We start from the raw sequence: 14153 nt of genomic DNA, 5'->3' as shown, positions 1-14153 counted from the left end.
CGCACCGCCGGAGCGTTATCACTTCTCACTGCATGCCGTCAGTGCCATCATTGCCCTCGCCGTCCCATTGGCGGTGACCGCCGGGACCCTTCGGCAGTTCGTTCTTCTCGATTTTCCCGTCATTGTCACGGTCGAGCATGGCGAAGACCTTCTTCTGCCGGCTGGTGATGTCATCGGCGGTCAGCGTGCCGTTGCCCTTGGTGTCGTAACGGGCGATGATGCGCCTGGCCATCTGCTCGAAGCGTGCTTTCTCGAGCGCGTCGGCGAGCTGTGCCACGGTCAGCTTGCCGCCATTGTCGGCGACCATCTTCTTCAGCCGCGCGTTCATGGCGTCGGAGAACTGGTCGAAGGTGATGGTGCCGTCATTGTCCTTCATGACCTTGCCGAGGCGCATCATCATGCCGTCGCGCGGCCCGGCCGCGGAGTGCTCGTCTGCATAGGCAGCGGTGCCGACGGCGCCGGCCAGGGCTGCGAAAACGAGTGCAAGTCTGGTTGTCTTTCTCATGGTCTTCTCCTGTTGCATCGTCACCCCCGATGCTAGAGCGGCGGACCTTCAATCCCCCGCTCTATCTCTTTGATTGAACATCGGAACCTCCCAAAGCAGGTCGCAATTTTGGGCCCGATGCTCTCGCCCGTACGGCTGGTTGCCGTCACGGTTGTTTCGCACGAAGCAGAAGGTCGAAATCCTTTCTGACCTTCTGCGACGTCTCCTTGAGGTGCGCTTCAAGCACCCCGAAATCCGGCAGGTCGGTGACCGCAAGAAGCAGATCGGAAAGCCCTGGCGGAACGTCGTCGCGTTCGAACGCGCCGGTGAGGCAAAGCCGTATCATCTGGGTCAGCGCCAGATAGAGCGAATAGGCATCCACCAGTTCCTGCCTGACCTGGGCCTTGGCGAAATCCGGCGCCAGGCGCGACAGGACCTCAGCCGTGCCGGTGGCCCTGCGGCCTGCCTCGATCTTTCCGGTGATCAGCGCAACCTGGGCAATGAATTCGAGATCGATGAGGCCGCCCGGGATCAGCTTGATGTCCCAGGGATCGCGCGGCGGCTTCTCCTTGTCGACCATGGCGCGCATCTCGGATGCCTCGGCCATCACCTTGGCTGGATCGCGCGGCAGAGCGAGTACTGCGGCAACGTCCCCTTCGATCTCGCGGCAGAGCTCGGCATCGCCGCCGATCGTGCGGGCCCGCGCCAGCGCCATGTGCTCCCATGTCCAGGCGTCCTGGCGCTGATACTTCTTGAAGGCGTCGACATGAGTGGCCACCGGCCCCTTGTTGCCGGACGGCCGCAGGCGAAGGTCGAGCTCGTAGAGCACGCCCTCGGCGGTCGGCGCGGAAACGGCGGCGATCAGCCGCTGTGTCAGCCGGCTGTAGTAATGCGACGGGGCAAGCGGCTTGTCGCCGTCGGACTCCTCCGCATCGGCGTCGTGATCGTAGAGCAGGATGAGGTCGACGTCGGAGCCCGCCGTCAGTTCGCGGCTGCCGAGCTTGCCCATGCCGAGCAGCGCGACCCGGCCGCCGGCAATATAGCCATGACGCAAAGCGAATTCCGCCATCACCGCCTGCAATGCCGCCTCGATGGTCAGGTCGGCGAGATCGGAAAAAGTGCGGCCGGCGCGCGGCGGGTCGATCGACCCGGCAAGCAGCCTGACGCCGATCAGGAATTTTTGCTCCGAAGCAAAGATGCGCAGCCGGTCGAGCACGTCTTCATAGGCTCTGTCGCCTTCGAGGAAGGCGGCAAGGCGCGCCGACAGATAGGCGCGGTTTGGCAGTTCGCTCAGCAGCGCCGGATCGAGCAGCCCATCGAAGACATGCGGCCGGCGCGTGATGATGGCGGCCAGCCGCGGTGCCGCGCCCATGATAGTCGCCATCAGCTTCAGCAAAGCCGGATTCGACTGCAGCAGCGAAAACAGCTGGATGCCGGCAGGCAGGCCGGCAAGGAATTCGTCGAAGCGGATCACTGCCTCGTCCGCCCGCCGCGTCTGGCCGAAGGCTTGCAGCAGCGCCGGCGTCAGTTCGGTCAGCCGCTCGCGCGCCTCCGCCGACCGGGTGACGCGGTAGCGGCCGAAGTGCCAGCCGCGGATAACCCGGCAGATGTCGCTCGGCCGCTGGAAGCCGAGCCGCTGCAAGGTCTGCAAGGTATCGGGATCGTCGACGTCCCCGGTAAAGACCAGATTGCCGATGCCGGCCGAAAGCTCCGGCGCGGTTTCGAACAGCGCTGCGTAGTGGCGCTCGACCTGGTGCAGCGCCGCGCGGAACGTTTCGGCAAAGCCTGCCGCATCGGCAAAGCCCAGCATGCGGGCGACGCGCTCCAGCCCCTCTTCGTCCTCCGGCAGGATATGCGTCTGCTGGTCGGCAATCATCTGGATGGCATGTTCGACGCGGCGCAGGAACCAGTATTGCCTGGTGAGCGCATCGCGCGCGTCGGCGGTGATCCAGCCGCGCGCGGCGAGCTCGCCGAGCATCGGCACGGTCTCGCGGCCGCGCAGTTCGGGAAAGCGGCCGCCAGCGATAAGCTGCTGGGTCTGGACGAAGAACTCGATCTCGCGGATGCCGCCGCGACCGAGCTTGACATTGTGGCCTTTGACCGCGACCTCGCCATGGCCTTTGTGGGCATGGATCTGGCGCTTGATCGAATGGACGTCGGCAATCGCCGCATAGTCCATGTATTTGCGCCAGATATAGGGCTGCAGTTCCTTCAGGAACGCGGCGCCGGCGGCAAGATCGCCAGCCACCGGGCGGGCCTTGATCATGGCGGCGCGCTCCCAGTTCTGGCCGCGCGCCTCATAGTAGCGCAGCGCCGCCTCGACCGGGATCGCCAGCGGCGTCGAGCCGGGGTCGGGACGAAGCCTGAGATCGGTGCGGAAGACGTAACCGTGCTCGGTGCGGTCCTGGAGGATACGAACAAGCCGGCGGGTCAGGCGCGAAAACAGCTCTGTGGCATCGAGCGGATCGACGACGGCAGGCGCATCGGGGTCGAAGAAGACGACGAGGTCGATGTCGGAGGAGAAGTTCAGCTCATGCGCGCCGAGCTTGCCCATGCCAAGCAGAATCCAGCCCGAGCGTCGCGCCGGATTTTTGGCATCCGGCAATCGGAGCTTGCCTTGCTCATGCGCGTCGCGGAGCAGGAAATCGACAGCCGCACGCGTGCAGGCGTCGGCAAGGTCGCTCAGTCGCCGCACCGTCAGCGAGGTCTCGGCCTCGCCGGCGAGATCGGCCAAGGCGATCAGGAAATGCGCCTCCGCCTTACATTGGCGCAGCTCCATCATCAGGCTGCTTTCGGAGACGGCCTCTACGCGTGCTGCCGTGTCGACCGCGGCGCCGATCGATGACAGCCGCGCCTCGACGCTCCCGTCGAAAAGCGCATCGAGTATCCGTGGCCGGCGGCGCGCGGTATCGCGCAGGAACGGCGACAGGTCGAACACGGCGGCGAGGAAATCCTGGACGACCCCCTTGCCGGCGAGAAATTTCGCCAGTCGCGGCAGTTCCTTTTGCCGCGCGGCGTCGGCGATCTCCGACAATTCCTGCCTGGCGCGGCTTGCATCCAGCGGAACGAGCTCTACCGCCGGCTTCAACAGCCAGTCCGTTTCGAGGCGTCGCACTGCTATCCTTGCAACCATCAGCGATCGTCCCGCCCGGGAAAACTCATGACGACCGACAATCCGGGATTGCCGGGCAGAAGCTCAAGCCGTCCATTGTGGAATGTCATGATCGCCTTGGCGAGGCTCAAGCCAAGGCCGGAACCCGGCTGCGAGCGGCTCTTTTCCAGCCGCACGAAACGCTCGGTCACCCTGGCGCGGTCGACATCGTCGGGAATGCCCTGGCCGTTGTCGGAGACGGCGAGTCTGATCTCGCTACCAACACGCTCCAGCGTCACGCGAACCGTAGGCCTGGAGGTCGAGTCGGTCGAATATTTGATCGCGTTGTCGACGATGTTGGACAGCGCCTGGCCAATCAGCTCGCGATTGCCGTTGACGGCGAAGGAACCTTGCACCGAAGTTTCGAGCGTCACGCCCGCCTGCTCCGCTACCGGCTCGTAGAGTTCGACGACGTCGTGCACGGCAGCGGCCAGATCAACCCTGGTGGTGCTTTCCGAGGAATAGCCGGCTTCCAGTCGCGAGATCATCAGGATGGCGTTGAAGGTCTTTATCAGCTGATCGGATTCGGCGATCGTTCCTTCCAGCGCCTGCCGGTAGTCGCTGGTGTTGTGCTTGCCGGAAAGCGTCGCCTCGGCGCGATTGCGCAGCCTGGTGAGCGGCGTTTTCAGGTCGTGGGCGATGTTGTCGGAGACCTGCTTCAGGCCCTCGTTCAGTGTGGCGATCCTGGCCAGCATGGAATTGAGGTTTTCCGACAGCCGGTCGAACTCGTCGCCGGCGCCGGTGACCGGCAGCCGGCCGGAAAGATCGCCGCCCATGATGCGGCGGCTCGCCTCCGACACGCTGTCGATGCGCTTCAGCGCCGCGCGCCCGACAAAAAACCAGATCAGCAGCCCGCCGACGCCCATCATGCCGAGCGCCAGCATCAGAGCGCGGCGAATGACGGCGCGGAAGCGCTCCGGCTCGCCGAGGTCGCGGCCGACCAGCATGATCATCTGGTTGGGCAGGCGCAGCACCAGGGCAATGGCGTTATGGCCCTTCTCGCCTTCGGCCTGTACTTCGCTCTGGGCGGGCTCGTTCGGGTCGGAGACCGGGTTGCGCTGCCGCTCGAGCTCGCCCTCGCCGAAGCGGCGGTAGGAGAACGGCTCGGTAGTCCAGCCCTCGGCCTCGATCACGCCCGGCTCCAGACTCTGCACGTTGCCGGTCAGGATCTGGCCGTTGGCATCGGCGATCAGATAGAGATTGGCGCCGGGCTGGCGGGAGCGCTGCTCGACGACGCGGACCAGCAGCGGGAGGCCGCCGCGCTGATAGGCGCGGGCGAGGCCGAGCACCTCGTCGTTGATCGTGTCCTGGGTCTGGCCGGTCAGCATGCGCGCCGACAGCGAGGTCATGTAGAACACGAGCAGCACCGCGCAGATGGCGAACAGCAGGAGGTAGAGCGCCGAAAGCCGCGCTGCCGTCGTCTTCATGATGGCCGGCACGGAAAGAGCCATGGGGTTCTAGCCGCTTTTCAGCATATAGCCGGCGCCGCGAACCGTGTGCAGGATCGGCTTGTCGAAGCCCTTCTCGATCTTGCCCCGCAGCCGCGAGATATGAACGTCGATGACATTGGTCTGCGGATCGAAATGGTAGTCCCAGACATTCTCGAGCAGCATGGTCCGCGTCACCACCTGGCCGGCATGGCGCATCAGATATTCGAGCAGGCGGAACTCGCGCGGCTGCAGCGTTATCTCGCGCCCGGCGCGGCGCACCGAGTGCGACAGCCGGTCGAGTTCGAGATCACCGACCCGGTAGACGGTTTCGGCTTCCCTGGCGCTAGCGCGGCGGTTCAGCACCTCGACGCGGGCGAGCAGTTCGGAAAAGGCGTAGGGTTTGGTCAGATAGTCGTCGCCGCCGGCGCGCAGACCGGTGACCCGGTCGTCGACTTCGCCGAGCGCCGACAGGATCAGCACGGGCGTCGTATTGCCCCGGGACCTGAGCCCGGCAATGACGGACAGGCCGTCGCGGCGCGGCATCATGCGATCAACGACCATGACGTCATAGTCGCCGGAATCGGCGAGCGCGAAGCCGGTTTCGCCGTCGCCGGCGACATGGGCGGTATGGCCGGCCTCGGCGAACGCCTTCTGCAGGTAGTCGGCTGCCTCGCGATCGTCTTCTATGACGAGAATCTTCATAGAACCGTTATACGCGATTTCGCTGGAAGATTGAGTGGCCGGCATATGCATCGTGGCCTTCTCCATGGCGTATCGCGAACAAAGTGATTCAGGGATACGCGGTAAGTCTTTGTTTTAGCATGTCGTAGCCTAAAACCGCTTCACGCCTTGAGCGGCATGTTCGAGCGGCAGCGGGCGATGGGAAGCCCGCTGCCGCTGGGGCGGAACACGATGACTGACGAACGTATTCAGGCCCCGTGCTTTCCCGTGCGGCGGCTCGGGGGTGTTGAAAACCGCCGCACCGGAAAAGTCGACCACTAGAGCGCCGCGCGTCCTCTTGAACGCGCAAAGGGCGCTCTAGCACCTTGAATCGGCGCATGAGCCTTTCCGAAAACGGAATACGTGTTCGGGGTCATGCGCTCAGCCCTTGGCGACAGGCAGTGCGACGAAGCGGTTGCTGTCGTCGCGGGTGATCTGCATCAGCACCGCCTTGCGGCCGGACTTCACCGCGTCGGCCATCGCCTTGTCGACGTCGCCGGCGCCGTTCACTTCCGCCGAATTGACGGAGGTGATGACGTCGCCGGGCTGGATGCCGCGATCGGCGGCATCGCTGTCGGGGTCGACATCGGTCACCACAAGGCCCTTGCCATTGTCAGACTTGGTGACGGTCAGGCCGAGATCGGCGAGCGTGTCGGTCTTCGGCGCTGGGGCAGGCTGCTGGTCGGCCGAGGCCTGCTTGTCGCTCGACGGCAGCTTGCCGAGATCGACCTTAACCGCCTCGCTCTTGCCGTTGCGCCACACCGTGACATCGACAGATTTGCCGGGCGGATAAGCGCCGATCAGGCGGGCGAGTTCCTTCGGCGAAGCAACGTCCTTGCCGTCCACCTGGGTGATCACGTCACCGGCGGTGATGCCGGCCTTCTTGCCGGGACCGGTGTCCTGCGCGCTGGCAACGAGCGCGCCCTTGCCGGACCCAAGGCCAAGCGACTCGGCGATTTCGGGGGTGACCGGCTGGATCTCGACACCGAGCCAGCCGCGCTGCACGGTGCCGTTCTTCATCAGATCCTGCACGACCTGCTTGGCGGTCGAAGCGGGAATATCGAAGGCAATGCCGACGCTGCCGCCCGAGGGCGAGAAGATCGCGGTGTTGATGCCGACAACCTGGCCGTTGAGGTTAAAGGTCGGGCCGCCCGAATTGCCGCGGTTCACCGAGGCGTCGATCTGGATGAAGTCGTCATAGGGACCGGCGCCGATATCGCGGCCGCGGGCCGAAACGATGCCTGCGGTAACCGTGCCGCCGAGGCCGAACGGATTGCCGACAGCCACCACCCAGTCGCCGACGCGAACCTTGGAATCGTCGGCGAAGTCGACATAGGTGAACTTGTTGCCGTCATCGACCTTGAGCACGGCAAGATCGGTGCGCGGGTCCGTGCCGATCAGCTTGGCGTCGAGTTCCTTGCCGTCATTGGTCACCACGGTGAAGGCGGTGCCCTCCTCGACGACATGGTTGTTGGTGACGAGATAGCCGTCATCGGAGATGAAGAAACCGGATCCCTGCGCCACCGGCCGCGGCTGGTCGTTGTTGCGGTCACGGTGTCCAAAACGGCGCATTCCGTTCGGGCCTTGATCGCCGCCTTGATCGCCAAAGCCGCGGAATTCGCGGAAGAACCGGCGCAGCTGCGGGTTGTCGGGAAGATTGCCTAAGCCGTCCTCGTCGTCCATCTGGCCGGAACCGTCATCGGCCGTCGACTGGATCTTGGCCTTGACGCGCACGCTGACGACCGCCGGCGAAACGCGCTCGACCACATCGGCGAAGCTCGGGACCTGCGGTGCCTCGACACGCACGGCGTCGGCCAGCACCGGGGCTGTCCCGGTGGCAACAGCACCAAAGCCGATCGCGCCGGCAATGGCCAGGGATGCGGCTGCGGCCAAAAGGCGTTTGCGGGTGCGTAGATATGAATTGGGGGCAACATTCATGGTTCTCGTATCCTCTTTTCAAGGGACGCCCCTTGATTGGCATCCTCGACAACGGAAATAGAGAGCCGCACATTACGGCGCCATTTCCGGTACATGAAACTTTCGTAATGTATCGATCAATCGCGGCGGAGCATCTTGTCCAGCGCCGTCTGTTCCTCGGCAGTTAATGCAGCGGTCACCGTCGAACGACGCGAGCGGGCGGCCACCAGGATGAATGTCCCGCCAACGAGCAGCAGAAGAACTGGCGTCCCCCAGAGCAAAACATTGCGCAGATTGAAGCGTGGCTTCAGCAGCACGAATTCGCCGTAGCGCGAAACGACATAGTCCATCACCTGCCGGTCGGTATCGCCGGCGACGAGGCGCTGGCGCACAAGGATGCGCAGGTCGCGGGCGAGGTCGGCATCGGACTCGTCGATCGACTGGTTCTGGCAGACCATGCAGCGCAGGCCTTCCGACAAAGCGCGCGCCCTCGCCTCGAGTGCCGGGTCGGCGAGCACCTCGTCGGGCTTGACCGCCTGCGCGGCGCCGGCGAACAACAGCGCCAGCAGCAGGACCAGCGAGGCCAGCGTGACCCTTTTCATTGCGGGCTCGCCGATGGCACGCCGGCCGCAGCCTTGCGGCGCGACGGTGCGCCGACGCGCAGGCGGCGGTCGAGCAGCGACATCGCCGCGCCCGCCATCATCACCAGTGCGCCGCCCCAGATCAGCGTCACCAGCGGCTTCCACCACAGACGAACGACCACAGAGCCATCGCTGCCCTCGTCGCCAAGCGAAAGATAGAGCTGGCTGAAGCCGATCGTCCTGATGCCGGATTCGGTTGTGGTCATCTGGCGCACCGGATATGAGCGCTTGGCCGAGGTGATCTCGCCTGCGACGCTACCGTCGGCGCCAAGCAGGGCGAAGCGGCCGCGATCCTCACTGTAGTTCGGCCCCTGGGCCGGGTAGAGCCCCTCGAAGCGCAGCTTGTGGCCGGACAGTTCGACGGTCTCGCCGGCATGCATCGACAGGATTTTTTCGGTCCCGAAGCAAAGCGTGCCGACAATGCCGAGCGTTGTCAGCCCGAGGCCGAGATGCGCAAGCGCTGTGCCGAAGACCGAGCGCGGCAGGCCGGCGAAGCGCCTGAGCATGGTGGCGGGCGCGACGGTGCCGAAGCCGGATTTGACGGCGAGATCGGTGAGCGCGCCGCAGATCAGCCAGAAGGCAAGGCCGACACCGAGTGCCGCCAACACCGAAGCGCCATCGATGAACAGGGCCGTCACCAGCACCGCGAGCAGCGCCGCCGCGAAAGCCGCCATCAGGCGCTGGGCGACCGCGAAAATGTCGCCGCGCTTCCAGGCGAGTAGCGGCCCGAACGGCACGACGACCAAGAGCGGCACCATCAGCGGGCCGAATGTCAGGTTGAAGAACGGCGCGCCGACCGAAATCTTGTCGGCAGATAGGGCTTCGACGACGAGCGGGTAGAGCGTGCCGACCAGCACGGTGGCGGTGGCGGTGGTCAGGAACAGATTGTTCAGGACCAGCGCGCCTTCGCGCGAGATCGGGTGAAACAGGCCGCCGGCCGTCAGCCGGGAGGCGCGCAAGGCAAACAGCGCCAGCGAGCCGCCGATGAACAGCGTCAGGATGCAGAGAATGAACACGCCACGCGTCGGATCGGTGGCGAATGCGTGCACCGAGGTCAGCACGCCGGAACGCACCAGGAAGGTGCCGAGCAGCGACAGCGAGAAGGTCAGGATCGCCAGAAGCAGCGTCCAGATCTTCAGCGCCGAGCGCTTTTCCATGACGATCGCCGAATGCAGCAGCGCCGTGCCCGCCAGCCACGGCATGAAGGATGCGTTCTCGACCGGATCCCAGAACCAGAAGCCGCCCCAGCCGAGCTCGTAATAGGCCCAGTAGGAGCCCATGGCGATGCCGCCGGTGAGAAACATCCAGGCAACCAATGTCCACGGCCTTACCCAGCGCGCCCACGAAGCGTCAATGCGGCCCTCGATGAGGGCAGCGACAGAGAAGGAAAAGCAGATCGAGAAACCGACATAGCCGAGATAAAGCAGCGGCGGATGGATGGCGAGGCCGAGGTCCTGCAGGATCGGGTTGAGATCGCGGCCCTCGATAGGCGCCGGATTGAGCCTGACGAACGGGTTCGACGTCGTCAGGATGAACAGGAAGAAAGTGGCGCCGATCGCTCCCTGCACGGCAAGCACATTGGCCCGGAGCGTCGCCGGAAGATTGCCGCCGAAGACGGCGACGAGCGCGCCGAAGAAGGTCAGGATCAGCACCCAGAGCAGCATCGAACCTTCGTGATTGCCCCAGGTTCCGGTGATCTTGTAGATCAGCGGCTGCAGCGAATGCGAGTTCTCCCAGACGCTCTCAACCGAGAAGTCGGAGCCGGCGTAGGCGGTTGCCAGCGCCACGAAAGACAGCGCCGTCAAGGCAAAGCCGGTCAGCGCGGCCGGTGCGCCGACGGCCATCATCTTGTGGTTGCCGGTGCGCGCACCGAACAGCGGCACCATCGTCTGCACCAAGGCCAGCGCAAACGCCAGGATCAGGGCGAAATGTCCGGTTTCAACCATTGTCACCGCACCCGCTAGTCACTCTTGCTCTCCTGCCATACGCCCTTGGCCTTGAGGCCGTCGGCCACTTCCTTGGGCATATAGGTCTCGTCATGCTTGGCCAGCACGCTGTCGGCGACAAAGATTCCGTCAGGGCCAAACGAGCCTTCGGTGATCACGCCCTGTCCTTCCCGGAAGAGGTCGGGAAGAATGCCGGTATAGGTGACCTTGACGTCCTTCTGGTTGTCGGTCACCGAAAAGGCGACGGTGGCGCCTTGGCCACGCTCGACCGTGCCTTTTTCGACAAGACCGCCGAGCCTTATGCGCTGGCCCGGCTGAAGGCTGGCGGTGGCCAGATCGGCCGGCATGTAGAAATAGGAGGCCTTCTGGCCAAGCGCATAGAAGGTCAGCCCCGTGGCAACACCGAGAAACCCCAGCCCCGCTGCGATCACCGACAGTCGTTTCTGCTTGCGCGTCATCGTCTACTCCGTCGCCGTCACGCCAAGCGAGGCGGCAAAGGCGGTGAATTTCCTGGCCTGGTCACTGTCCGCGCCAAAGACGGCGATACCGCGATTGAGCGCGTCACGCGCCTGATCTGTCTTGCCCAGCACGGCATAGGAACGAACGAGCTGCATCCACCCTTCCTCGTCGCGCGGATTTTGCCGAAGCCTTTCGTCGAGGCCGGCAACCATGGTGCTGATCATGGCTTGCCGGTCCTGCGGCGACATCGAGGAGGCAGCATCGATATCCTCGGCGCTCGGCCCTTTCGCGGGCGCCTCAGAAGCGACGCTGCGGGCGGCGGATTCGGCCAGCGCCTGCTCGACGGCGCCGCGCCACGGCGAGCCCTGCGGCAAGGCGGCAAGCATCTTTTGCCAGGCCGCCGTGGCTTCAGCTATGCGGCCTTCCTGTGCCATGCCCATGGCGAGATAGAACGAGGCCTTCGGATTGGCCGGATCGAGCTTCAACGCCGCCTCGAAAGCCGCCTGCGCTTCGGCGGAGACAATGCCGCCGGCCGCATTGGCGATCGCCTCGCCAAGACCCGCCTGGCGGGCGGCGCTGTCGCCGTCGAGGCGGAGGGCGTTGCGATAGGCGGTCACCGCATCGGCGTATCGCTGCATGCGCAGATAGACCGGCGCCAGCACGTCCCAGCCGCGGCCATCGGATGGGTTGGCCGCCAGGTGCGCCTCGGCGCGGGCTATCAGCTCGTCGACCGAGCTGTCGGCGGGGTTCTTGGCCAGGCGTTCGCTGAGCGGCTGCGACGGCAGGTCGGGTGAGCCGAGCTGGCCATAGAGGCCCCAGCTGACCAGCGGAACCAGCAGCACGGCCGCCGTCGCCACCAGCCTTGTCGACCGCGACGGCTGCGTCGCCGTCTCGTCGGCGTGGCCGGCATTGCTCAGGCGAAGGATGCGGCGGGCGATTTCGGCGCGTGCCTCTTCGGCCTCCATTGGCCGGATCAGGCCACGCGCCATATCGCGGTCAAGCTCGGCCAGCTGGTCGCGATAGACTTCAAGGTCGTGATCGCCGGCAGCGGACGCGTTCTTCGATCCGCCGGCCAACGGCAGCAGCACCGCCAAGCTTGCGCCCAGCGTCAGGAGTGCGGCTATGACCCAAAACAGCATGGCTCTTCCAATAGAACGAGACCCTTGCCCTGCCAACACAAGCGTGCTGCGACGCTTTGGCGGGGCCGCTCCGATCGATAATGCATGTCGCGCAAAAGTGTGCAGCGGTTTTGCGATAACGACCATGCATCAAAACAAGAACCTATAGCGCGTCGCATGACGACGGTCGAACGCGACGCGCTTTAGTGCCGGATCGGTATCGGCGGATCGACGGCCGGGCGTCTTTGTTGCGCAATTCCGGACGGAAAACCGTTTCACACTTTTCCTGGAATTGCTCTACGTCAGCGGCGTCCAGCTGCCGTCGGCATTGCGGCAGGCGGTTCCGCGCGCGGTGGCGCCGGCGGTGCCGGTAAACACCGTATGGGTGTATTGCCGGCAGTCCTGCGAGCCGACGCGATAGGGCTGGGCGGCGACCACTTCGCCGCGATGGGCCGAACTGTCGCTCTTCCAAGCCACTTTCTGGCCGCTCGCCGTGTATTCAAGCGCCTTGTATTCCGCCTCGAGCGCGCTGCGCTTCTCGGTCTCGCTCAGGCCGGCGCCGATAGAGCCGCCGACGAGGCCGCCGCCCATGGCGGAGATGATCGTCGTCGCCACCTTGGCGCCGCTGGGGGGCGTCAAGGCCGGCGTCACCGTAACGGCCGGGCCCTTGCCGAGCGTCGTGCAGCCGGAGACGGCGAGCAGGGCGGAAACGAGCGCGACGCGAATCTTCATGCCAATACCGGCTTTCTTGAGCTGGACCGCCGCGCTGTCAGCAGCTGGCGCGGCCATAATGTCGATGTTTGTCGGAAATTTGGCCGCAGCCAGCCACCTGGAAAAGCAATCTGGAAAAGCATTACTGAAGGCTCCGCAATCGAACCATCGCCTTCAATCCACCCATGATGGATCGTTCCAGCGCCAGAGAGCCTCCATACTCGTTGACAAGGTCGGCGACAATGGCAAGTCCGAGCCCGCTGCCCGGTTTTGTCTCGTCGAGCCGCCGGCCGCGCTGCAACACCTCGCGCGCCTTGTCGTCGGGAATGCCGGGGCCGTCATCCTCGATGCTGATCTCGAACAGGTTGGCTGCGCCTTCCGTGCCAGCGCCACCTTTGCTGGAGATTGGCTTGACCGAAACGGCGACCGCGCTCCTTGCCCATTTCATCGCATTGTCGAGCAGATTGCCGAGCAGCTCCTCCAGGTCCTCGCGTTCGCCGGCAAAGACGATGTCGGTGGCCGGCAGCGACAGCGACAGTGCCGTCTGCGGGTTGAGCTTTTGCAGCACCCGAACCATGCGCTGGACCAGCGGCGCCACCGGCGTACGGTAGACGACGCTGTCGCGCTGCGCGGCGACGCGAGCACGTTGCAGATAATGGTCCACTTGCTTTTGCATGGAAGCGGCCTGCTCGGCGATCAGCTGGCCCTTGGCGCCACCCAGCGCCCGTCCCTCGTTGAGCAGCACGGCAAGCGGCGTCTTCAGCGAGTGCGCGAGGTTGCCGACCTGCGTGCGCGACCGCTCGACGATACGCCTGTTGTTCTCGATCAGCGCATTGGTCTCGTTGGCGAGCGGCTCGATCTCGGCCGGGAAACGGCCATCTAGGCGCTGCGCGGTTCCTTCGCGCACCATGGCAAGCGCATTCCTGACCCGGCGCAGCGGCTGCAGGCCGAGCAGGATGGCAATCGCATTGATGGCGATCATGCCGACGCCGAACAGCGACAGATAGGTCAAAAGGCGCCGCTGGAAGGTGGCGATTTCCTGCTCGAGCTCGGTCTGGTTGCCCATGACGCGGAAGCGCGCGGCGCGGTTTTTCGCATCGAGCACGAACTCGCTCTCGAACACCTCCAACTGCTCGCCTTCGATGCCGTCCGCTGAATAGCTGCGCTGGAAGCTGGCATTGAAGGGCACCTCGGCAACGCTTGGCGACGGGATCGCCTTGGTCATCGACGACGAATGGAGATCGCCGTGCACGCCTTCCGAGGCAGGCTCGACCGACCAGTACCAGCCGGAATTCGGTTCCGAGAACCTCAAATCACCAAGGTCGGGGGCGCCGGTCAATTGGCCGCTTTCAGAAACGCCGACCGAGCCGATCAGGTTGAACAGATGCGCCGAAAGCAGGCTGTCGAAACCGCGCTCGCTGGCCTGGCGATAGAGCGTGGTGATCAAGGTGAAGATGACGACCAGAGTGAGGATCGCCCAGACCGTGGAAAAGGCGATGACGCGAAACGCCACCGAACGCGGCCATGACCGCAGCGACGGCGTGTTCGAGACGGCGGGTTTTGTAGGCAGCGGTTC

Annotated in this window: 11 protein-coding genes; all 11 read right to left on the bottom strand. The window is 64.8% G+C overall.

What is annotated here, in order from left to right:
- Nucleotides 1–25: 25 nt before the first annotated feature.
- The 11 genes from NKJ81_RS13900 to NKJ81_RS13850 all read right to left on the bottom strand — a co-directional run bounded on the left by NKJ81_RS13900 (nucleotide 26) and on the right by NKJ81_RS13850 (nucleotide 14147).
- Nucleotides 26–505 (bottom strand): EF-hand domain-containing protein, encoded by a 480-nt coding sequence (locus NKJ81_RS13900; protein ID WP_352540750.1) that lies wholly within the window; start codon nucleotides 503–505, stop codon nucleotides 26–28.
- A gap of 145 nt (nucleotides 506–650) precedes the next feature.
- The gene (locus tag NKJ81_RS13895) at nucleotides 651–3617 is read right to left on the bottom strand and encodes a bifunctional [glutamine synthetase] adenylyltransferase/[glutamine synthetase]-adenylyl-L-tyrosine phosphorylase (protein WP_352540749.1); all 2967 of its coding nucleotides are present in this window, start codon (nucleotides 3615–3617) and stop codon (nucleotides 651–653) included.
- Nucleotides 3617–5086, bottom strand: coding sequence for a sensor histidine kinase (locus tag NKJ81_RS13890; protein WP_352471016.1), 1470 nt, complete (start codon nucleotides 5084–5086; stop codon nucleotides 3617–3619). The genes NKJ81_RS13895 and NKJ81_RS13890 overlap by 1 nt, the downstream gene beginning before the upstream one ends.
- A 6-nt stretch (nucleotides 5087–5092) precedes the next feature.
- A complete protein-coding gene (locus NKJ81_RS13885) occupies nucleotides 5093–5767 on the bottom strand; it encodes a response regulator transcription factor (RefSeq protein ID WP_254819962.1) in 675 nt (224 codons plus the stop codon).
- Nucleotides 5768–6166: 399 nt separating this feature from the next.
- The gene (locus tag NKJ81_RS13880; protein ID WP_352540748.1) at nucleotides 6167–7723 is read right to left on the bottom strand and encodes a Do family serine endopeptidase; all 1557 of its coding nucleotides are present in this window, start codon (nucleotides 7721–7723) and stop codon (nucleotides 6167–6169) included.
- 116 nt (nucleotides 7724–7839) lie between these two features.
- A complete protein-coding gene (locus NKJ81_RS13875; RefSeq protein ID WP_352471014.1) occupies nucleotides 7840–8304 on the bottom strand; it encodes a cytochrome c-type biogenesis protein in 465 nt (154 codons plus the stop codon).
- Entirely contained in the window at nucleotides 8301–10289 is a 1989-nt protein-coding gene (locus tag NKJ81_RS13870; RefSeq protein WP_352540747.1) for a heme lyase CcmF/NrfE family subunit, read from the bottom strand. Before NKJ81_RS13870 ends, NKJ81_RS13875 begins: the two co-directional genes overlap by 4 nt.
- 14 nt (nucleotides 10290–10303) lie before the next feature.
- Complete coding sequence (gene ccmE, locus NKJ81_RS13865; RefSeq protein WP_352471012.1) at nucleotides 10304–10747, bottom strand: cytochrome c maturation protein CcmE; 444 nt, start codon at nucleotides 10745–10747, stop codon at nucleotides 10304–10306.
- 3 nt (nucleotides 10748–10750) lie between these two features.
- Nucleotides 10751–11887, bottom strand: coding sequence for a c-type cytochrome biogenesis protein CcmI (ccmI, locus tag NKJ81_RS13860; protein ID WP_352540746.1), 1137 nt, complete (start codon nucleotides 11885–11887; stop codon nucleotides 10751–10753).
- 276 nt (nucleotides 11888–12163) lie between these two features.
- The gene (locus NKJ81_RS13855) at nucleotides 12164–12598 is read right to left on the bottom strand and encodes an RT0821/Lpp0805 family surface protein (RefSeq protein WP_352471010.1); all 435 of its coding nucleotides are present in this window, start codon (nucleotides 12596–12598) and stop codon (nucleotides 12164–12166) included.
- Between the two features lie 121 nt (nucleotides 12599–12719).
- The gene (locus tag NKJ81_RS13850) at nucleotides 12720–14147 is read right to left on the bottom strand and encodes an ATP-binding protein (RefSeq protein ID WP_352471109.1); all 1428 of its coding nucleotides are present in this window, start codon (nucleotides 14145–14147) and stop codon (nucleotides 12720–12722) included.
- Nucleotides 14148–14153: the final 6 nt, after the last annotated feature.

The organism is Mesorhizobium sp. M0018 (assembly GCF_040323955.1).
Classification (GTDB): Bacteria; Pseudomonadota; Alphaproteobacteria; order Rhizobiales; family Rhizobiaceae; genus Mesorhizobium.
The sequence above is the reverse complement of the archived record's forward strand: the minus strand, read 5'-3'. Positions and strand labels throughout refer to the sequence as shown.

What these genes read in the sequence shown, in the direction of transcription:
- NKJ81_RS13870 (WP_352540747.1), bottom strand. Translation starts at nt 10,289, where the DNA reads ATGGTTGAAACCGGACATTTCGCCCTGATCCTGGCGTTTGCGCTGGCC.
- NKJ81_RS13895 (WP_352540749.1), bottom strand. Translation starts at nt 3,617, where the DNA reads ATGGTTGCAAGGATAGCAGTGCGACGCCTCGAAACGGACTGGCTGTTG.
- NKJ81_RS13880 (WP_352540748.1), bottom strand. Translation starts at nt 7,723, where the DNA reads ATGAATGTTGCCCCCAATTCATATCTACGCACCCGCAAACGCCTTTTG.
- NKJ81_RS13900 (WP_352540750.1), bottom strand. Translation starts at nt 505, where the DNA reads ATGAGAAAGACAACCAGACTTGCACTCGTTTTCGCAGCCCTGGCCGGC.
- NKJ81_RS13885 (WP_254819962.1), bottom strand. Translation starts at nt 5,767, where the DNA reads ATGAAGATTCTCGTCATAGAAGACGATCGCGAGGCAGCCGACTACCTG.
- NKJ81_RS13855 (WP_352471010.1), bottom strand. Translation starts at nt 12,598, where the DNA reads ATGAAGATTCGCGTCGCGCTCGTTTCCGCCCTGCTCGCCGTCTCCGGC.
- ccmE (WP_352471012.1), bottom strand. Translation starts at nt 10,747, where the DNA reads ATGACGCGCAAGCAGAAACGACTGTCGGTGATCGCAGCGGGGCTGGGG.
- ccmI (WP_352540746.1), bottom strand. Translation starts at nt 11,887, where the DNA reads ATGCTGTTTTGGGTCATAGCCGCACTCCTGACGCTGGGCGCAAGCTTG.
- NKJ81_RS13875 (WP_352471014.1), bottom strand. Translation starts at nt 8,304, where the DNA reads ATGAAAAGGGTCACGCTGGCCTCGCTGGTCCTGCTGCTGGCGCTGTTG.
- NKJ81_RS13890 (WP_352471016.1), bottom strand. Translation starts at nt 5,086, where the DNA reads ATGGCTCTTTCCGTGCCGGCCATCATGAAGACGACGGCAGCGCGGCTT.